The sequence below is a fragment of the Butyrivibrio sp. LC3010 genome (assembly GCF_000424385.1).
Lineage (GTDB): Bacteria > Bacillota > Clostridia > Lachnospirales > Lachnospiraceae > Butyrivibrio.
Map to the genome: position 1 here is coordinate 41,280 of NZ_AUJU01000003.1, position 19,914 is coordinate 61,193.

General features: G+C 40.5%; 14 protein-coding genes. 3 read left to right on the forward strand and 11 right to left on the reverse strand.

The features are described from left to right. Positions 1-12: 12 nt before the first annotated feature. The 6 genes from G622_RS0103245 to G622_RS0103270 form a co-directional block, all read right to left on the reverse strand. Positions 13-1,518 (reverse strand): hypothetical protein, encoded by a 1,506-nt coding sequence (locus G622_RS0103245; RefSeq protein ID WP_026509484.1) that lies wholly within the window; start codon positions 1,516-1,518, stop codon positions 13-15. A gap of 12 nt (positions 1,519-1,530) precedes the next feature. Continuing rightward, positions 1,531-2,745, reverse strand: a complete 1,215-nt coding sequence (locus tag G622_RS0103250) for an MBOAT family O-acyltransferase (RefSeq protein WP_196814169.1) — start codon at positions 2,743-2,745, stop codon at positions 1,531-1,533. A gap of 286 nt (positions 2,746-3,031) precedes the next feature. After that, the gene (locus tag G622_RS0103255; protein WP_026509486.1) at positions 3,032-4,300 is read right to left on the reverse strand and encodes an SGNH/GDSL hydrolase family protein; all 1,269 of its coding nucleotides are present in this window, start codon (positions 4,298-4,300) and stop codon (positions 3,032-3,034) included. 98 nt (positions 4,301-4,398) lie between these two features. Then, positions 4,399-5,346, reverse strand: a complete 948-nt coding sequence (locus G622_RS0103260; protein WP_026509487.1) for a glycosyltransferase family 2 protein — start codon at positions 5,344-5,346, stop codon at positions 4,399-4,401. Positions 5,347-5,433: 87 nt separating this feature from the next. Beyond that, complete coding sequence (locus G622_RS0103265) at positions 5,434-7,188, reverse strand: DUF6044 family protein (RefSeq protein ID WP_026509488.1); 1,755 nt, start codon at positions 7,186-7,188, stop codon at positions 5,434-5,436. A gap of 51 nt (positions 7,189-7,239) precedes the next feature. Continuing rightward, entirely contained in the window at positions 7,240-8,235 is a 996-nt protein-coding gene (locus G622_RS0103270) for a radical SAM/SPASM domain-containing protein (protein WP_026509489.1), read from the reverse strand. A 416-nt stretch (positions 8,236-8,651) separates the two neighbouring features. Here G622_RS0103270 and G622_RS0103275 point away from each other — a divergent pair, with 416 nt between their 5' ends. Then, positions 8,652-10,556 carry a hypothetical protein gene (locus G622_RS0103275; protein WP_026509490.1) on the forward strand — a complete coding sequence of 635 codons (1,905 nt, stop codon included), beginning with the start codon at positions 8,652-8,654 and terminating at the stop codon, positions 10,554-10,556. Here the strand turns inward: G622_RS0103275 and G622_RS0103280 are convergent. The 5 genes from G622_RS0103280 to G622_RS0103300 are packed head-to-tail and all read right to left on the reverse strand — an operon-like array spanning position 10,517 to position 17,071. Further along, complete coding sequence (locus G622_RS0103280; protein ID WP_026509491.1) at positions 10,517-12,037, reverse strand: phospholipid carrier-dependent glycosyltransferase; 1,521 nt, start codon at positions 12,035-12,037, stop codon at positions 10,517-10,519. The two genes, G622_RS0103275 and G622_RS0103280, sit on opposite strands and share 40 nt — an antisense overlap. After that, positions 12,030-13,283 carry a hypothetical protein gene (locus G622_RS0103285; RefSeq protein WP_026509492.1) on the reverse strand — a complete coding sequence of 418 codons (1,254 nt, stop codon included), beginning with the start codon at positions 13,281-13,283 and terminating at the stop codon, positions 12,030-12,032. Before G622_RS0103285 ends, G622_RS0103280 begins: the two co-directional genes overlap by 8 nt. 26 nt (positions 13,284-13,309) lie before the next feature. Next, complete coding sequence (locus G622_RS0103290) at positions 13,310-14,893, reverse strand: DUF6056 family protein (RefSeq protein ID WP_026509493.1); 1,584 nt, start codon at positions 14,891-14,893, stop codon at positions 13,310-13,312. A gap of 19 nt (positions 14,894-14,912) precedes the next feature. Then, entirely contained in the window at positions 14,913-16,013 is a 1,101-nt protein-coding gene (locus tag G622_RS0103295) for a DegT/DnrJ/EryC1/StrS family aminotransferase (protein ID WP_026509494.1), read from the reverse strand. Further along, positions 16,013-17,071, reverse strand: a complete 1,059-nt coding sequence (locus G622_RS0103300; protein WP_026509495.1) for an NAD-dependent epimerase/dehydratase family protein — start codon at positions 17,069-17,071, stop codon at positions 16,013-16,015. The genes G622_RS0103295 and G622_RS0103300 overlap by 1 nt, the downstream gene beginning before the upstream one ends. A gap of 65 nt (positions 17,072-17,136) precedes the next feature. On the opposite strand from G622_RS0103300, the gene G622_RS0103305 reads away from it, so the two are divergent. Continuing rightward, entirely contained in the window at positions 17,137-18,672 is a 1,536-nt protein-coding gene (locus G622_RS0103305) for a lipopolysaccharide biosynthesis protein (RefSeq protein WP_026509496.1), read from the forward strand. Further along, positions 18,669-19,814 (forward strand): glycoside hydrolase family 88 protein, encoded by a 1,146-nt coding sequence (locus G622_RS0103310; protein WP_026509497.1) that lies wholly within the window; start codon positions 18,669-18,671, stop codon positions 19,812-19,814. The genes G622_RS0103305 and G622_RS0103310 overlap by 4 nt, the downstream gene beginning before the upstream one ends. The last annotated feature ends 100 nt before the right edge of the window (positions 19,815-19,914 follow it).

The window sequence follows — 19,914 nt, forward strand, 5'->3', positions numbered from 1 at the left end:
CAAAACTGTGTATTACTCTTCTATTTCATAATTGTGGGATGATTCACAATAAATATGAGAAAGCATCTCTCCACTATTATTATCATATGTTATAAGCTGAACATCATCCTCAAGGTGATCATCATCATATAAGAAATTATTATTCTCATCTGATGTAAGATACAACAACCTGAATTTTTTCTCAATAGGAATATATGTCATTTGCCCCATTGAAGTATCCATATTTTCAACAGGCTCATATCCAACAGCCTCGTAGATATTACCTGATGCCCTGTCCATCAGAAGGAAATATTGCTGATGATCTCTTCCGGCCTCTTCAATCTTATCTGTACCTGTCAGATTTGAAACCAAATGTCTGAACCATGGATCCTGAAGTGCAGGTGAATCCTCTGTAAGATAGAGCGCAGCACTTACATCTCCCAATGTGAGCATATTAAGCTGAGTAGTGAGAAGTCTATAGCTTATTTCCCTATCTCTGACTTCTTTATCATATCCTGCGCTGAGTTCATCCCACTTAGAAAACTCTGCATCACCTCTGTGATCCTTAAGATCAGTGTTCTCAGAAAGCCATTTTCCTATGCAATCTGTAACCTTCTTTGCTCCGGTAGAGGACAAGTGCCCGGGATCACTTAAATCCGCTTTGGGGTCAATAATATCCTCCATCTGAAGCATATTTATATACGGAACTCCATACTGCGCTGCAATGTCTCCCGCAGAATTGGCAGACTGAATATCCTGAGGCTCTGCTGCAAACGGAAGATATGTAACAAGTATTCCTATACCGTCTCTTTGACATTCATCAATGATTTTCATAAGGTATTCTTCACAAACGGTATGCTCCGGAAGTCTTGCAGCTGTATCATATTCATAATCGTAAGATATGCTTCCCTCAAGCTCATGCTTCATCTCTGCTCCCATTAACATATTGTATTCTGAAGTACCTGTAAGTCTCTGGAAGTCCTTCTGCTCAAGCTCGTTCCATCTGTTGTGATATACCATAAAATCAAAAAGATACTGTTTTTGTATATCAGGATCATGAACGAGGTCCTTAACAGCTGCAATCTTGAGCTTACTCAAAGGATACGCATCCATATTGAGGTGAAGCTGGCTGATAGCTGCCTGCCTGAACTCTTCGGGAGTCTCCTCATACATTTCATCAATATAATCGTAGTTCCTGTCCATCATAAAGCAATCCACGACTACATAATCCGGCTTACAGTAATCAAGAGCCCTTATGAGCTGCCAATAGCTTTCCTTCAGAAGGCTGCCGTGACCACCCAGATTGTAGGATGTGATTCCGTAATCCTCATACAGATCAATGGGATTTATACCGTTTATCACATGGGAAGATCCCAAAAACAAAACATCAAGATGATCTTTTTTTGCTTCCTCAAAAAAGTCCTTATTCTTCATATAGCTGGTTTTTCTCTCGGTAACAAGCATTACTGTACACAAAACACCGCCAAGAAGTATAAGAAATAATATTGTTTTAAGTGTAAGAATCAGTTTTCTCTTCATTATAATAATTCCTTAAAAGTTCTGATAAATAAATCCTGCTGCATCATATCCGGGTCCCCATATACCACAAGTCACAATAAATGTAACCGCAGCGATATAGATGAGCCATCTGAGCCAGATTCCCTGATTTTTAATTTTTTCCGAAATCACAATGCCCTTCTTGTTAGCTATATCTACTCCTATAAGCAAAGCTATGGATGAAAACAGCAAAAGCACATTGGTTCTGTCAAGTCCAAGGTTATAAAGGGTTCCCTTTGTAATAAACCATGGCTCAGGCTTTAGAATATGTGTCACCATATAAACAGCAGAACCAAAATCCTGAACCCTGAAGAATATCCATGCGAGATTTACCAGCATAAAGGTTATCAGGATTTTTAAAACTCTATGGGAAAAGCTGGTCGTTTCAACCTTAAAAGCAGCACATAGCTTTTCTCTTGCAGGCATCAGGATATGACCTATTACCTGATACAGGCCATGCAATAATCCCCAGATTGCAAAAGTGTAGTTGGCGCCATGCCACAGCCCACTTAAAATAAACACAATCAAAATATTTATATATTTTCTAGCAGTTCCCTTTCTATTGCCGCCAAGGGGAATATACAGATAATCCTTAAACCAGGAGGAGAGTGAAATATGCCAGCGTCTCCAGAATTCCTGGACATTACCTGATAAATAAGGAGCATCGAAATTCTTCATCAGATCAAAGCCCAGCACCTTGGCGCAGCCTATGGCAATATTACTGTATCCGCCAAAGTCACAGTATATCTCAAAGGTATAAAGAATTGATGCCACCAGTGTAGCTGTTCCCGCGTACTTCACAGGATCTGCATAAATAGCAGATACAAGTATCGCACATCTGTCGGCTATTATCATTTTCATAAAATAGCCCCACATCATCTGTAAAAGGCCATCTCTCATTTTGTCATAGCTAAAATCATGAGGTTCCCTGAACTGTCTGAACATATGTCCCGCACGTTCTATAGGTCCTGACGTAACCTGTGGGAAGAAGGATACAAATAGTGAGAGTATGAAAAAATTCTTCTCCGCATAAATATTCCCGCGGTAAACATCAACCATATAGCCGATTGCCATGAACATAAAAAATGACATACCGACTGCTGACAGAATTGAGATGCCCGCATATTTTGAAAGAGCAAGGATCAGAAGATTTGCACCTATCACACATGCAAGAATAGCTTTTCTCTTATTCCCTTCCTGTTTCTCCATGACCCTTGCCCCAATATAGGTGGACAGGGATGTGAAAAGAAGCATCGGAAAACCTTTAAGATCGAGTGAAAGGTAAAAAGCCCAGCTCATCAGAAAAAGCCATAAATACCGTAGCTTCGCCGGGATTAAAAAATAGATAAACGCCATAACTGGCAAAAAGATTAAAAACTGCAAAGATATAAGCTGCATTATTCGTCCTCTTTGTTAGATAATATTAAGGTTTAGTATAGCAAAATAAGACCTAAAAAAAAAGAATGTCGCGCCTAGACATTCTTTTGGTTGCAATTTATTGTTTTTTCTTGATACTGTCACTGTATGCCCAGAAATCAAAATTATTTATTTCGATATAAGGCATTTCACTGTCATCAAGCCCTCTCAGCTTCTGAATTCTGTGAGCAAGAACCGCTGCGTAAATCTGTCTTCCTTTTTCGTTGTAATGAAGACCGTCTACAAGATAATCATCTATAGTTTCCATCTTAAGGTCAAACTGTGACGCATACATGGAATCCATAAAGTCTATGCCCATATCACTGGCAAGGTTGCTGGCAGTATTGGAATACTCTGAAAGCGTACCAATTCCTTTACTTACGGTATAACTGTCTCCAATAAGATATCCGTCTGAGTTGTACCATACACAATATGATGGTCCGCAGAGAATAAACTGCGCCTTGGGGCTTATGGTCTTAAGTGTATTTATTCCCTCTGAAAGAGCTCCGCTATATGAATGATAATCTACATAATTGGAATTATACAAATCTTTTCCGTTTATATAGTCATTTGCTCCATACTCAATAACATACAGATCCACCTTTTCGGGATCAACCCTTTTAAGCTCCTCACCCGCAGGATACTGATCAAGGAAAGAAGCGTTTATCTTACCTGCAAGGGCATAGCTGATTCCTATAAAACATGAATCACTAAATGTATCAAGTTCAAGGCCCATGTCTCTTGAAAGAGATGCTGCCGTTCCTCCTATTGCCAGGTTATAGAACTTAACCTTTTTCCCAAGAAGCGAACAGGTATAAGAGGGTATATCAGATGCCGTTCCTCTGGCATTGTCAAACTGGCTGTCACCAATAAAGACTATGTCATAATACTTATCCTTTTTGGGTTCTTCTGCAGGAGTAGCCGCAGGGTCTTCTACGGGAGTCTCAGCAGGTGTCTCAGCCACGGTCTGTTCTGTTTCAGTGGTATCGGTGGCGGGTACATCAGCAGTTACCGCCTCTGCCTGCTGTACTTCAGCCGCAGGAAGCGCAGGCTCAACTATCTCCTCAGGATCAAATGCCACTCCATCCGACGTTACTGCCATAGGCTTTTCAGCTGCTTCTGCTGTAGAAGCTTCAGCGCCATCACCTTCTGCATTCTGCTCCAAACCAGTCGCCTGCCCCTGACTTACGCCATCAGACACGGCTTCCTCCGAAGTCTCCCCGGTTATCTCTTCTTCCACAACCGGTTCATTTACATTTTTTGAAGTCAGCTTAGACGGATCACCGCAGCCGGCTATTGAGACGGTAAGCATTAAAGCAGTCAGTCCCATAACAAATCTTTTTTTCATAATAGCTCCTCATGTCATTAGCAAATCACAAAAGTACAATGACATTTTAACACTAGAAACTCCCTATCATCAAAAAAACACAAAAAGTTAATATAATCTTAACTTTCCTTTTCCAGCAATCTCCTCTTATCCGCATTCAGGCTTATAAGCCTCATCTCGAATTCTCTCCTGTGATTTATTGTAAGATTATGCAGTATCATTCCTGCGAAAAATGCGAAAATCGCAGCAAGCATCACAAAACCACAGACAATAAGCGTCGGAAATCTCTCAACAAGCCCCGTCTGAAGATATGATGCAAAAATCGGCACAAAAAATACAATTGATACAATCGCAAGAACAAGAGAGATTATTGAGAAAAATCCCATAGGCTTATAGTCTCTGTAAAGTCTTGCTATGGTCATAAGCACTCTCATTCCGTCAGAGTAGGTATTAAGCTTTGACTCAGAGCCTTCCGGTCTGTCCCTGAATTCTATGATGTAATTCTCAATCTGCATATGATTATTTACAGCATGAATTGTCATCTCTGTCTCAATTTCAAACCCGGTTGATAATACAGGAAATGTTTTTGCAAATTCGTAGCTGAATGCCCTGAATCCTGTCATTACATCTCTTATGTCACAATCAAAAAGCCTGTTGATGCTACCCCTTACAAGACTGTTACCAAAATTGTGAAAAGGCCTTTTATTCTCAGTAAAATATGTTGATGAAAGTCTGTCACCTACAACCATATCAGCATTTTTCTTAAGTACCAGCTCGCACATGCCAGGTGCTGACTCCATAGGATAGGTATCGTCTCCATCAACCATTACATAGCACTCTGCATCAATTTCACGAAACATTCTTCTTATTACGTTGCCTTTTCCCTGAACATACTCATGGCGGACGATTGCACCATTTGCCTCTGCTATTTCTGATGTGCGGTCAGATGAATTATTATCATAAACATATATAACCGCATCAGGAAGAGCCGCCCTTGAATCCTTTATTACTTTTTCAATGGTCTGCTCCTCATTGTAGCAGGGAATAAGTACCGCTATTTTATCCATTTCTAACCTCTCATTATGATATTTGAGCTAAAATATTAGCCCCGGAAGATTTTCCGTTTTTCACAGGCTTTATAACTACAGACTTTATTAATCCAGCCTGTAGACATATATAGTCATCGGAGATGATTCATCCTCATATGTTCCTACAGATAAAAGCCCTTTTTCCTTTGCATTTCCAAGCTCAATCCTGGAAAAAATATATTTGCATGAAAGCTCCCTCAGAGCCTCTGTGTCTGCATACAGATTGGTATCAGTAACACCTGCCATACTTTTTGTAGGCATAACTATAGAATCATCAGTTCCGGAATACAGATAACACCTTGCTCCCCAGTCATCAAAATAGATTCTGGTGTTTTCCTTTCTATCAAGGGCTGGCGCTATGACTCTTCTGAACTTCTCCTTGTATTCCTGAGAATAAAATCCAAGATAACCGTCAAGTGTCGATATTCCGTTGTATTCCAGCACGGCGGGATGCATTCCATAGGCCACTGCCCACTCATCCTCTTCATAGCCAAGATCGCTTTTAATTTTATCAAAAAGCTCTGTGGAATAAAACTCTCTGTAACTGAGCCTGTCCACTTCATGTCCTGTCTTTAAACGATATGCCGTTCCGTAAGCAGTATCATACATATCATTATAATGCCCGGAAAAGAGCAGTATCACAAATACAGCTATAACAGGCAGGACTCTTGCGGATATCCTTAGCAGTACATTACTTCTTTTAGCCATTCTCCTGCATACTATGAAAAACATTCCGTACCACAGAAACGGGCTAAAGAAAATCGTCCTGTTAAACTGCCAACCTGTAAGCGGCGGTAATACCAACGCAACAAAATCTCTTACTGCCTCGCTGTAATAAATTCCATATACAGCGCTGTTAAAAATCAAAAGCACAAAAAAGAAATTGTAAATATCATGAACAATCCCTTTAAAATCCCTTTTTATCGCATATCCGGCATTTAAAAAGACCAGATATATCATACACACCGGGAATACAAAATATGAATGTGCATCATCAGCATGCATCATTCCATTTTTAAACACAGAAAAGCTCTCACCTATAATCTCAGAAATTCCCATGGAAGCATCTTTCATAGAACTTCTTATCGTTATTTCATCCGAAAGCAGCATGGTTCCAAAAAGTCTGTACTCAAAAATCACAAATCCTGCAGATAAAACTATAAGAGAAATACATAAGGAAAGAGAAAGCTTTTTATCACTTATCAGTCTCCAGATAATTGCAAGAACCAGGTACCCCAGAATAAACATTCCAAAATACGAAAAATAAGATACAACCGGATACAGAAATAAGAGTATATAGTACTTTACAACCTCCCTCTTTAATCCAATTCTGTATATCCTTCTAAGAAGATATATAACAAGGGGAATGGAAGCAAAAGGTATTCCAAAGGCTGGAAAAAGATTGAGAATTCCATATGCAAAAGCACTTAAATAAGCAACATCTCCCGGCTTCTCATCCGGAAAGAAATCCTTAAACAGCAGCAGGCAGGAAACAAGCGCTATAACAATCTTCAGAATATATCCCAGAACATAAGCGACATATGCCGGAAAAATCATGTACAGAATACTGTACAGATAAAATTCTCCGGGAAGATTATCCCTGCTGATACCATTAAGAAACGGGACATCCGCGCCGTGAGCCCAGAATGTCCCTGTATTTTTCATCATTTGATATTGTGCAACAAATAGATCCAAATTGTCCGGCACTGCTATGTAACTGTTCTCACCGACTATCATATACATAGCAAAAACAGCAGTGATAAAAATGCCTATAAGCCAGATGTACCATCCGGATGCTATTTTCCCTGTTATGCCTTTCACAACTTCACCTCTATATGTGCATATCCTGATAAGGCTGACATAAAGCTACGATTAGTCTTCCTTCTTGAAAATTCCCATTCTCTCATGTCCGCCGAGCTTATTGGGATCTCTTCCCTCAAGAATGGCCTTTACGATCGTCATACGGAATCCTGCATCAATAAAGTCACAATGCTTACAGAAGGGCTCATTCTGTCTTCCGGAAGCAATCTTCCTTCTTACAGCCATAAACTCCTCAGATGCCCATCCATCCTTAAGACTTGTTGTAGCAAGGTCAGCATAATTAGTAACCTCGAAGTTATCACAGCAGCAAAGTCCAAGCTTTCCGTTAGGCATTATCCACATATCAGTGAAAGGAAGAAGACAAGTCTCCTTGATAACCTTCTCGGTAGCCTGCTTGTTAGGTGCTGAACCGGCTCTGTTTGTGAGCACTTCCTCCAGATATCTCATCTGAATCTCTATATCAAGATCCTTGAACTCATCAGGATGAGCCTTAACATACTCATAAATCTCCTGAATGTTCTTATGAAGCTTGAACTCCATACTATAGTTGTTGATAATAAGCTGATTTATATAGGGCTGAATCTGCTTAACCTTATCAATATTAAGGATAAGTCCGTTAGTACTCATGAAGATGAAGCTCTCAGGAAGCTTCTCCCTCGCGTACTTATGGCGTTCAACTATCTTGGTATCAAGCCAGGGTTCATTATTACCATACAATGTGAGGTGTCCCTTGTATCCCCAGTCAGCAAGCTGATCGATAATGCTCTTATAAAGGTCATCATCTATCTTGCAAAGAGGTCTTCTCTCAGCATGTACATTTGCTGTACAGAATGCGCAGGTAGAATTACATCTGTTTATTGTCTCGATGTTAACCACATTGGGCATCGGAACTTCCTTGGCATTCATAAAATAATCTATATAATCCTGTTGCTGTTTATGTCTTGTGGCAAACTGAAGCTTTAAATAGGCTTCACTGGCAAGCATAGGAAAATGCTTTCTTGCAAACCAGCCAAATTTCCCCATAAAACTGTTAACCTTGATTGGCATTTCATTTCCTCCAAACTAAAAATCTACAAGAGTGCTTACTATATATACTGCTCACGCCTTATGGTGCTCACAGCAAGTGCGCAGAGCTGAATGAACAGTTTATAATTATAGTTACTGCTCACACCTTATGGTGCTCACAGCAACGGGATTTGCCCATTCCAATTGCCTTCGGCAAGGGGCAAATCCAATATTCAAAGCTTTAAACATCCTCACGCTCAGCGCAGCAAGTGCGCAGAGCTGAATGAACAGTTTATAATTATAACAATAGCAGGGCTTTTTTTCAACTTAGCGTTTGACTCTTATCTGTACGTTTCCTATAATTAATACACAAGTATGGCTTTCTGAATACCTGAGGAAATTCAAGAAGTCATCAACATTCGAACAATAATTGCAATCTACAAGGCGGAAAATAGTTTATGCTAACTTTAAATGCGGTATCACTCATTATCTATTTTGGGATCATTGCTTTAGCTTTGTATCTGTATAGTAAAAATGACCGTGGCTCATTTTCCCAGATAAATCTATCAAATGTCACCTTCAATAAAATATATACGTTTTTTTTACCTGCAGCCCTTATTATTATTGGTACTGCACTCCGAATTTATAAGCTCACACAGATTCCTTTGGGTCTTCATCAGGACGAAGCATCCATAGGCTATGAGGCTTACATCCTTTCTGTTTTCGGAATTGACCGTGACGGCAACAGATATCCTGTTTATCCGATCACTTACGGTTCAGGTGGCGGAAGCCCGCTTATGATCTATATTAACGCCATCACAACCTTTCTGTTTGGTTCAAGCCCCGTGACTCTAAGGGCCTTGCCGGCTGTTCTTGGTGCAGCTACACTTATTATTTCATTTTTCCTTATAAAAAAACTCAGCAGTGAATCATTTTCCGACAGTAGTGAAAGGCTTACTCTTCAGTATATATCAGGTGAATATCTGTGGCTCCCAATTGTGTATCTGTGCATAATTTCCCTTAGTCCATGGCATATCATGCTCTCAAGATGGAGCCTTGACAGCAATACCGCACCGTTTTTTGTACTTACTGCTCTCTTTCTTTTCGTTCTCGGAGGCAAAGCGCAAAAAGAAGCTACCTCCTTCGAGAACATTGGAACATTATTTAAGCGTAAAGACAGGAAAAAACGTCAATCCCTAAGTGCTTCTGATACGCAGGCAACTCTGCTTTTTGCTTTTTCCGCTTTATTCTATTCACTTACGCTTTACAGCTATGGCGCAGCTACAATCATCATTCCTGTCCATCTGGTTATCATGTGCGTAATATTTACAAAAAGACATCGCATGACCAGACTTCAGGTAACAACAGGCGTTGTGGTATTCCTTATTTTTTCTTCGCCTCTGCTGATTTTTTACGTGGTCAATGCACTTAATCTTCCACAGATTACAACGCCTCTGTTTACAATAACAAAATTCACAGCCAAAAGGAGCATATTTGTTTCCGGTTCAGGGATGCTATTGTCAGTGCTGCAGAACCTTCTGGTTATAATTAAAAATCTGTCAATCGGTTCCTCCGCAGAACAGATTCTTAATTATATCCCGGGATTTCCTCCGCTTCTGGCTTTTACATTCCCTGTTACACTACTTGGAATGTTTTTAAGTATACTCAGATTAAGAAATGGTGAATTTATTGATCAGGTAATTGCAAGCCTTTTCATCCCTTCATTTATCTTTGGTTTATTCGTTGAAGAAGATATAACAAGAATGGTGATGATCTTTATTCCAGTGATTTACTATCTGGCGCGTGGGTACATTTTTATAGTTAATGAATTTGTCACTCTTGAAAAAAACACACCAAACAAATTTATTCATTATCTTGCCATATTTGGAAAAGCAATTGCTCCCGCTGTTTTTCTTATTAGCGCAATTTTATTCAGCAGGACTTACTTTACTGACTTTAATCGTCTAAGCAGAGATGCCTACATGCCCGGATACGGAGAAGCCTGTGCCTATGCAGATAATATAACTAAGGATGATTCAATTATCTACTCAACCTACGAACACGTATCTGCCCCATTTATGATCGCACTTTATTACACCAAAACGTCGCCCACTGATTTTATCAAGACAGTCCATTACAAGGATCCGACTGCAGAATTTCGCATTGCAGATTCCTTTACCAATTTCAGATTTGGACTGCCGGAAGACTTTGCGGAGAATGTAGTCTCTTATCTGGATGAAGGTAATACTTTTATCCTTCATAAGACTCAGGCTGATACAATAAAAAATGCCCCGGGTTATGATCCCGAGGCACTAAGTATAAACTATTTTGGTGATTTTTTTGTAATTTCAAAAAGGCCGTAAGCTGCAAAGGGAAGGAGCATCAGATAATATCTTATTATATATCTGGACGAACCTTCCCATATTTCATGGAAAATCATTCCCCCAAAAACAAACAGTATCGGCAGCGCCTGCCAAAGTGTAAAGCTCTTTTTCTTCAAGGTTAATATGCAATAAACCACCACTCCAAAATACACAATGAAGTGGGCCACATCCATTATTCCCTGAAAAATCTTCGACCATATCCCATCTACCATTGACCTTGCAAATGAAGATGTAGAATCTGAATGTCTCATCGACAACTCAAAATTTCTGACAGATACAAATGTAGGATCCGCCCACTGACTTAAGAATTTTCTTGCATAAAATCTCGCCGCATGAAGCGGTCTTTCCTTAAACTCAGCAATTCTTTCAGCTATGGCAAGCTTTGCTTTTTCATCAGTAAGCTCTCTGTCATAATCACATTCATCATAGGTATTTCTGTTAAAGCCGTTGTACCAGCCCCACTCTCCTTCCCCCTCCTGCATAGCCATGGCAAAATAGGTTGAGCTCGGTACGCCCTCCGGATACGCCTCAAGGTCTGCCTTTGCAGCATATACATTCCCTAAAAGCTTAAGCGGATATATAGCCATGATGCATAGAATAATACAGAATACAAGATTAAAGAAAACAGTCCTCTTCTTTTGCTCTTCATTATCAAGAATCTCCTGCACAAAATGCACAATCAGCAGGATCACCATGGCAATTAAAGCTATATACAGATTTGTTTTCAAAAAACATCCAAGACCTAAAAACAGTGCTGCAAGTATCTCATCTTTGACCGCTTTTCCCTTTAAATAGCGGATTTCAAAATAAATAGCAGCAACTCCCGGCGTCACAGACCAGACATCGTTGTATACAAAGGTCACATAGGTAAAAAAGAAAAACATGAACAGAGAAAGCACATCAAATATCGCACAGACCTCGTCGTTTTCAAACAGCTCCCGGGTTATCAGGTGAAGAAGGTACACCGTAAACAGTATCGCTATCATATTTATCAGCTGAAATACTGTATAATTGCCTGGTCCGAACAGGTTACCTATTATCTGCCCGATAGCCACATATCCCAGCTGAAAGGGATATATAAACATGTAGCCACCTTTACTGAGGCTATGGTAATCCCCTGCATTGAATTCGTTGATGACATTATCCAGCATAAGTCCGTCTGTTACTGCCACGGCTTTTGATGAAAAAATGATAATAAGACAGACAACTGCTTCAAGTATAAGTGCAAGTGGCAGCATGCGCTTTTTTACAATTTTAACTGCCAGTAGAGCCATGAGTGCAAATGCAAGAATTCCTACCAGTAATTCCGAATAATTTTGCGTCCCAAATCTGGGAAGATCCGCCTCCTGCCCCACATCATAATACACAGTGGTAAAGGTCCCTGAAAGAAGTATCACTGCATTCAATAAAGTAAATGGAATAAAAAAGATCATTGAAAGTCTTCGAAGATGCTTATTCATGGGATCCAGCTCCAATCCTCTTTACAATATCAAAAGCAGTAATGGCATAAAGGACTACTGCAATAGCTGACAGAATTGTTATAGAGAACACTTCCTCCTTAAAGAGCACCATTATATACACCAGCATGGAAGTAATATTCATGATGGCTGCAATCCACAATTTCTCTCTCTTAACCCCAAGGCAAAATGCTGTCATGAGAAGGACGATCGCATAATCATATCTCTCGTGCATCCCCGGTAAAAACATGCAGCAGCTCCAAGCCATAAACAGGCCAAAGTATAATACATTTTCCTTTATATCAAAAAAAGAAGCATGGCGAATAGCATATACCGCAAATACTCCAAGCACCGCAACCGTCATAAGAACTGCCGGCAGCGTTAGTATCTCATCAAAGGCATCCAGCCCGAAATTATAAAAATTAGGATAATAGGACACCATGCCGTATCCTTCAGTTGCCACTTCCTGAGTCTGGAAAAGATATGCCAGATATGTGGCTCTAAGCCCTCTTCTGCTCAAAACACAGGGAAGCCCCATTATCAGATACATAACAGGAATCCATAGGAAATTTAAAATACTGTACCTCTTTTTTACAAAATAGAGTACCAGAAAAAGAGGTAGAAAGAACACCGCCTGAAGCTTAAAGCTAAATGAAATCGCAAGGAAAATGAAAGCTTTCGTGTAATTGTCCTTAAGTACATAATACAAAGCTATTACAAGAAATACTACGTAAATTGCATCACACTGTTTCCACAACGCTCCGTTCCAGATAACAAAGGGAAGAAGCAGGGTAAGTGCAGCTGAAAAATCACTGATTCTTACGGCAATCCTTCTCTCGACACCTCTCTCATCAAAAATGAGAAGGAGCATTTTTCTTATGAAGAACGCGCTGACAAGCTCAGCCGAAAGGGAAAACAGAGCGATCGGAAGATATGGCTCACAGGGAAAAAGTGAGCATATGGCATACATGACATTAAAGGGAACATAATAATCACCAATGTCCTTTGAAAGGCCTCCTATGAAACCATACTCTCTGTAAGCCTCTACCCAGGGCAGATAATAGCTCTTATAATCCGGTGAAAGCTCTGTCTCAGGTATAAGCTTCATCCTGATCAAAACTGCTATAAGGACAATTGCAAATATTGCAATCTTCTCCAGATTGTTCGTAACTATATCAATTATCCATTTATCAAAACCGGTTATACCGGAATTATTGAGTTCCTTTTTATTTGTTCCTTCAGTTTTCAAAAATCCTCCCCCTTAAGTGGCTCCTGTTATTTAAGAACCACACTTTTCTTATGATAATATTCAGCCAGTGACTTGTTAAGCCAGTCCTTCTCATCTGTAGTTATATCTGAAAAGAATAATAGGCCCGGTCTTACGGAATATGATGAAAGATCAACCTTTTCAGTTTTCTCATCCAGTAAGAGATTTAGTCTCTCCTCAAATTCCTGTTTATAAATCTTTGCTCCACCTCGAATATCCGCTATTGCTTCTGATGACGTAAGTATCGCAGGCTCAGGTCTTACTGCCAGGGCAGTACATACAATAAATGCCGCTGCTACAACCAGGACAACCTTAGATGCATACTGTCCAAGGAATGCATCCTCAAGAAAATCCTTTGGCTTTCTTTTTTCAATATCATCCGTATCTATAAGCTTAGCCGGCTTTATAACATATCTTATCCAGCCACACATGTAGCCTATGGATAATATCAGTAAAAGCATTCCCTGCATATAAAACAGAGCCTGGATTCTTCCTGCTTCTATACTTCCTGTGGCATATATCGGCGGCGTAATGCTTGCCGCTGTGAGCAGGAATGAAAAGGAAATAAACAATACCGGATGATCAAATCCGTAGAAACGCTTTATTCTTCCTGTAGCCTTCCACAAAAACGGTACAAGAAATGCTATCAGTATCACAACAGGCCAGGTCAGCCATTTTCCAAGCATTGCATCCACTGTGTAGTATATTGCCATAAGTATTGCTTTTATGGGATTAAAAGCAGCCTCAGCAGATCTCTTATGATTACCGGGAGCGATCATTGAAAGAAAAAGACCCAAAAGCATGAATGATGATGGGATGACACAAACTTTAAGCTCTGTCAGTTTTTCAGCCACCCTTACCAAAAGATGTTTTCTGTATTCTATCTGCTTTTCAATAGGTGCCTTTTCCGTGAAGTATGTTATAAGAGCTATCAATAGGATACATGCAGATATTATCCCAAGGCTAAGTGCAGTCATATAATTGGCGCCGCCCAGTAAAAATCCGATTACCGAAAGAGCAGAAATCTTATATCCTTTAAATGATAATACACCGGAAATCTTTAGAATGAATCCCAGCCACAGAAGAGCGAGACCAAACATAAACAAATAGTTGACAGCCCCGCTGTACCAGAAAAGGCTCTCCACTCTGGCAGAGCCTTCAGGTAAACACTGGATCAGAATAAAATAGATAATACTGATAATGCAGCCTGTAAGGTGCTTCTCCACTCTGAGGATTCCCATAAGGAGCTGTCTTAGGAAATACCAAAGCCCCACAGTGAACATAAAAAGCACGATCCAGGTTCCAAGAAAATAGAATTTTTCTCCAAAAACATGCGGAGCCAAAACAGTCATAAAGTTGCTGAAATATACACCTGTCCAGTTATTGTAATACCATATGGACATGTATATTGCTTTAACAACAGCATAAAACCCTCCCGATGACAAAAAGGCATCATGGACTTCATTCGTCATGCTAAAATCATCCGCTGACGGTACGCCATACATTGACACGTACAATATCGGAAGTAAAGAAAGAATATTTATTAAAAATAGTACTATTCTCAGGGTTTTAAGCTTAATCTTTTTTTCCATTTGTCGCTCCGATAAGGATTTATTTGAATGAATTTATCAGGTCAATAACATAAGTCTGCTCATCCTCTTTCATCCCGGTATATATCGGAAGTGAGAGAACCTCATTAGCATACTTCTCAGTTATCGGCAATGCACCCTCTCCTATTCCGAGATATCTGTATGCCTCGGAAAGATGCGGCGGTATCGGATAATGGATAATGGTAGTCACATTGTTATCGGCAAGATACTGCATAAACTCATCACGCCTTCCGGCTATCCTTACCACATACTGATGCCATACGCTTGTGGCACCTTCTGCAACAGCAGGCTTTATAACGATCGGATTGGTAATACCCTCGTCATATCTTTTTGCAATGGCAGCCCTCTCATTGTTTATCTCTTCAATATATTTGAGCCTTACTCTTAATAGACCTGCCTGCATCTCATCGAGTCTGGAGTTAGCGCCTACTACCATGTTGTAATAACGCTTCTCACTTCCGTAATTGCGGTAGATCTTCATAAGTCTTGCAAGCTCAGCATCATTTGTAGTGATAGCACCTGCATCACCGAATGCTCCCATATTCTTTGAAGGATAAAAAGAAAAACATCCTATATCCCCAAAGCTTCCGGTCATTTTCCCGTTAAAGCAGGCACCGTGAGACTGAGCGCAGTCTTCCACCAGCTTTAAATTGTATTTTTTGCACAGCTCCAAAGCCTTGTCCATCCCTGCTGCCTGTCCATAGAGATGTACAACAAGAATAGCCTTGGTCCTGTCTGTGATTTTCTCCTCAATCTTTGAGGTATCAATCTGGTAATATTCATCAGGCTCAACAAAAACAGGGGTTGCATCATTTATAGTAATGCCCATAACACTGGCTATATAGGTGTTACCCTGAACTATAACCTCATCACCTTTACCGATCCCCAGAACTCTGAAAGCAAGCCACAGAGCATCCAGCCCGCTTGCAAGACCTACACTGTACTTTGTCCCCACAAAGGCTGCAAACTCATTTTCAAAGTTTTCTACCTCTTTGCCAAGGATATACCAGCCGGAGCGAAGAACCTCCAGAGCCTTTTTCTCATATTCTTCCTGATGTTTGAAGAAGCCGCGATCCATACGGCTTTGCATAATTTTGTCCATTATTTATTATCCCTGCGCTTAACGTATCCTGCATACCAGTCAACGAAGTTTCTGATACCGTCTCTTAAATCTGTATCAGGCTTAAAGTCAAAGTCTCTCATAAGGTCATCCACATCGGCAAATGTAGCCTCCACGTCACCAGGCTGCATAGGTAAGAGCTCTCTGTGTGCCTCAAAGTCAAAGTCCTCCGGAAGTACTCCGTGAGCAACCAGTTCCTTCTGAAGAATATCAACGAAATCCATAAGGTTCTCAGGGTTGTGATTACCGATGTTGTAAACCTTGTATCTGTTACCCTTCTCATCCTCGTCGGGAGTGCTCTGCATAACATTGACAACACCTGTAACTATATCATCAACATATGTGAAGTCTCTCTTGCAGTTACCATAGTTAAAGATCTGAATAGTCTCACCGCGAAGGAGCTTATCAGCAAACAGGAAAAGCGCCATATCCGGTCTTCCCATAGGTCCGTAAACAGTGAAGAATCTAAGACCTGTGGTTGCCATTCCATACAGGTTACTGTAGGAATATGCAAAGAGCTCATTGGATTTCTTGGTTGCAGCATAAAGTGAAAGAGGATGATCCACCTGGTCCTTTGTGCTGAAAGGAAGCTTTGTATTACCACCGTAAACGCTTGAACTGGAAGCATATACAAGATGCTCTACCTTGGGATCAGAGTGTCTGCAGGCTTCAAGAATGTTATAGAAACCGATCACGTTAGCTTCAATATAAGCTCCGGGATTCTCGATTGAATAGCGTACACCAGCCTGTGCAGCAAGGTTTACAACAACTGCAGGCTTATATTTTGCAAAAACCTCATCGACTGCTGCCTTATCTGAAATATCACCTTTTACAAATATGAAATTCTCATATGCAGACAGCTTTTCAAGTCTCTCCTCTTTTAATCTGACATCATAATAGTCGTTAACATTGTCAAAGCCTACAACCTTTATATCCTTAAATTCACCAAACAGACGTGCTGCAAGATGTGAGCCGATAAATCCGGCAGCACCGGTTATAAGCACTGTTTTACCGTTCAGATTTACATTTTTTTCTTTCATTTCTAAAAATTCTCCTTAAGATGATATAATAACATGATAGTTAAAAAAGCTCCGGAGGTCAATTTATGGGCAGAACAAAGCTCGCTGCCAAAAACATAACATTTGGATATGTAGGTCAACTGGCAACTGCGCTGATGTCATTCATTCTGCGCACTATTTTTATTCAGAGACTCGCCGAAACACTTCTTGGCGTAAACGCACTCTATAGCAATATCCTATCACTTCTGTCAATGGCTGAACTTGGTATAGGAACTGCTCTTAATTTCAGTCTCTATGCTCCGATAGCAAGGCACGATACTGAAAAAGTAAAGTCATATATGCAGATGTACCGCAAGGCTTATCATACCATAGCCATAGTTGTTGCGGTAATAGGACTTCTGCTTACTCCGTTTTTAAAATATCTGGCTAAGAATCCCGGAAATATTACCACTAGAGATCTTACTTTTTATTATCTCATTTTCCTTTTTAATACAGTAAGCACCTACTTTGTTTCATATAAATACAGTCTGGTCAACGCAGAGCAGAAGAACTACGTACAGACAAATATCAATACCATAACGAAAATCGTTACCGTATTTTTCCAGATCCTTATTCTGCTGTTTATACCAAACTTCTATCTCTACCTGCTGACAGATGCGGCTGTTTCGCTGATCCAGAAGATATTTGTAAATAGCTACCTTAACAGATTATACCCGTATCTCACAGAAAAAGATATCACTCCTCTTACTGCCGAGGAACATAAAGAGGTCTGGAGCAAGACCAGAGCTCTGGTTCTTCACAAGGTCGGAGATGTGGCAAGACTTCAGACGGACACACTTATAATCTCATCCTTTATCGAAGTTGCCGTTGCAGGCGTTGTGGACAATTACACTCTTGTTACAGGAACCATAGCAAATTTCGTAAATATAATCTTCAACTCAGTAATATCCAGCTTTGGCAACCTCATAGCCACAGAGACAAAGGACAAGCAATACCGCCTGTTCAGGGTATACCGCTTCTTTGCTTCATGGGTTTACGGTTTTTCTGCATGTGGTTTCTTCATTCTGCTGCAGCCCCTCATATATCTATGGATCGTAAGAAGACACGGCCCCACCTGGATGCTCGGTACATTCGCGGTATATCTTCTCATCACAGATTACTATTTTAAGGGTGACAGAATTGTACTATCCAATTACAAAACTGCTGCCGGAGTATTTGAACAGGATAAATACCTGGCACTCATCCAGGGCTTTGTAAACCTTGTGATTTCCATTGTCCTGGTACAGAAAATCGGACTTGCCGGTATTTACATCGGAACCGTAGTATCAGGTCTTATCGCCAATATCACAAAACCGATAATTATTTACAAAGTATGCTTTGACAAAAATGCAGCCTCTTATTTCTTAGACAGCATCAAATACATACTTACCGAATTATCGATAACATGCCTTTTGTATTTTATAAGCACACTTGTATTAAAAAACATAACTATTCCAGGCTTTGCAATCATGGTTATCCTGGTTACCATTATATATAATGGAATCTTTTGGTTTTTGTATCACAAAACCGATGAATATGATTATCTGAAAAATATTGTATTAAGAAGGTTTAAAAAAGCATGACTCAGGAAATAATTGAACAGATGATGCGGGTGGCTGAGGCTGACCTGTTGGAAATAAACAAATACACCCCAAAGGATATGGTAAAGGATGCGGCAAAAAAAGCCCTTGGCAGGGCAACTTCAAACCGTGATCCCATTTTCTGGCCTGCAGGTCTTTTGATGCTGGGACTTTCAGAGGCTGCCCTTTCTCCATCAGACTCTGCTTCAAAGCTTATCTCGGAACCGGTGAGGGAAAACGCCATAACCATTCTTCGCTCTTATCTGGACAGATGGATAAAGCAGGGCGAAGAAGTTTCCTATGTGGATGATTCGCTGACAGGAGTAGCACTGATAAAGCTTTTTGAAAAAACTGATGAAAAGCGCTATCAGCACGCAGCCGCCAAGATAGCAGCTTTCCTCTCACAGTGTCAAAAGAATCCCGAGGAAAGTATTATTTATAACCCTTCAAAGGGAAATGACCTTATCTACGCTGACGGTGCCGGACAATCTGCGATGTTCCTCTCCTTATATGCAGCAGCTTCCCACAAAAGGACTGCTCTTTCTCTTGCTGCAAAGCAGCTTGTCAATTTCCACCAGAACGGTTTTGATGAAAGGTCAGGACTTCCCTACCATGCCTTTTCTTTATCCGAAGGTAAAAAACTCGGAATCATAGGCTGGGGGCGGGCTGTTGGCTGGCTGATGCTCGGATACTCAGAGATACTCTCAAACATCCAAAAACAGTCCAAAGAAAGTGAAAATCCCATAAGTGACTCTCTGCTTAAACAGACTTCAGACAAGCTCATGTCAGATTTCTACAGCTTAATGAAGACTATTCTCACCTACCAGAGACCTGACGGAGGATTTTCATGGCTTCTTCCTGCAATTGACGGAGAGGCTGATACCTCAGCAACAGCAATGATCGCCTACTCCATGGCCAACTGGCTCAGGAGCGGTGCCTTCCGCACTCATGCAAAAGAGCTGTCCACTGAAATAGAAAAAGCCGTTGTCAGCGCCAGGAATTTTCTCCTTGAGCACACTGAAAACGGCTCTGTAAAACAGTCTTTAAGCGGATGCGAAGACATCGCAGTTCACAGGCAGACCTACGGTCATTATCCATGGGGACAGGGTTCTGCTCTGGCTTTCCTGAGTATTCTTGAATTTTAACCCAGGAATGGCTCGCACTAGACTCGAAAATACCTCGTCAAGTGCTCTGCTCAAACAAGCTCCACTAAGCTCGATGGGACCTTGCTAAGTGGACTTGCAT

Excerpts from the sequence above, each read along its gene's own strand:
- G622_RS0103245 (WP_026509484.1), bottom strand. The coding sequence starts at position 1,518 with ATGAAGAGAAAACTGATTCTTACACTTAAAACAATATTATTTCTTATA.
- G622_RS0103250 (WP_196814169.1), bottom strand. The coding sequence starts at position 2,745 with ATGGAGAAACAGGAAGGGAATAAGAGAAAAGCTATTCTTGCATGTGTG.
- G622_RS0103255 (WP_026509486.1), bottom strand. The coding sequence starts at position 4,300 with ATGAAAAAAAGATTTGTTATGGGACTGACTGCTTTAATGCTTACCGTC.
- G622_RS0103260 (WP_026509487.1), bottom strand. The coding sequence starts at position 5,346 with ATGGATAAAATAGCGGTACTTATTCCCTGCTACAATGAGGAGCAGACC.
- G622_RS0103270 (WP_026509489.1), bottom strand. The coding sequence starts at position 8,235 with ATGCCAATCAAGGTTAACAGTTTTATGGGGAAATTTGGCTGGTTTGCA.
- G622_RS0103275 (WP_026509490.1), top strand. The coding sequence starts at position 8,652 with ATGCTAACTTTAAATGCGGTATCACTCATTATCTATTTTGGGATCATT.
- G622_RS0103280 (WP_026509491.1), bottom strand. The coding sequence starts at position 12,037 with ATGAATAAGCATCTTCGAAGACTTTCAATGATCTTTTTTATTCCATTT.
- G622_RS0103290 (WP_026509493.1), bottom strand. The coding sequence starts at position 14,893 with ATGGAAAAAAAGATTAAGCTTAAAACCCTGAGAATAGTACTATTTTTA.
- G622_RS0103295 (WP_026509494.1), bottom strand. The coding sequence starts at position 16,013 with ATGGACAAAATTATGCAAAGCCGTATGGATCGCGGCTTCTTCAAACAT.
- G622_RS0103300 (WP_026509495.1), bottom strand. The coding sequence starts at position 17,071 with ATGAAAGAAAAAAATGTAAATCTGAACGGTAAAACAGTGCTTATAACC.
- G622_RS0103305 (WP_026509496.1), top strand. The coding sequence starts at position 17,137 with ATGGGCAGAACAAAGCTCGCTGCCAAAAACATAACATTTGGATATGTA.
- G622_RS0103310 (WP_026509497.1), top strand. The coding sequence starts at position 18,669 with ATGACTCAGGAAATAATTGAACAGATGATGCGGGTGGCTGAGGCTGAC.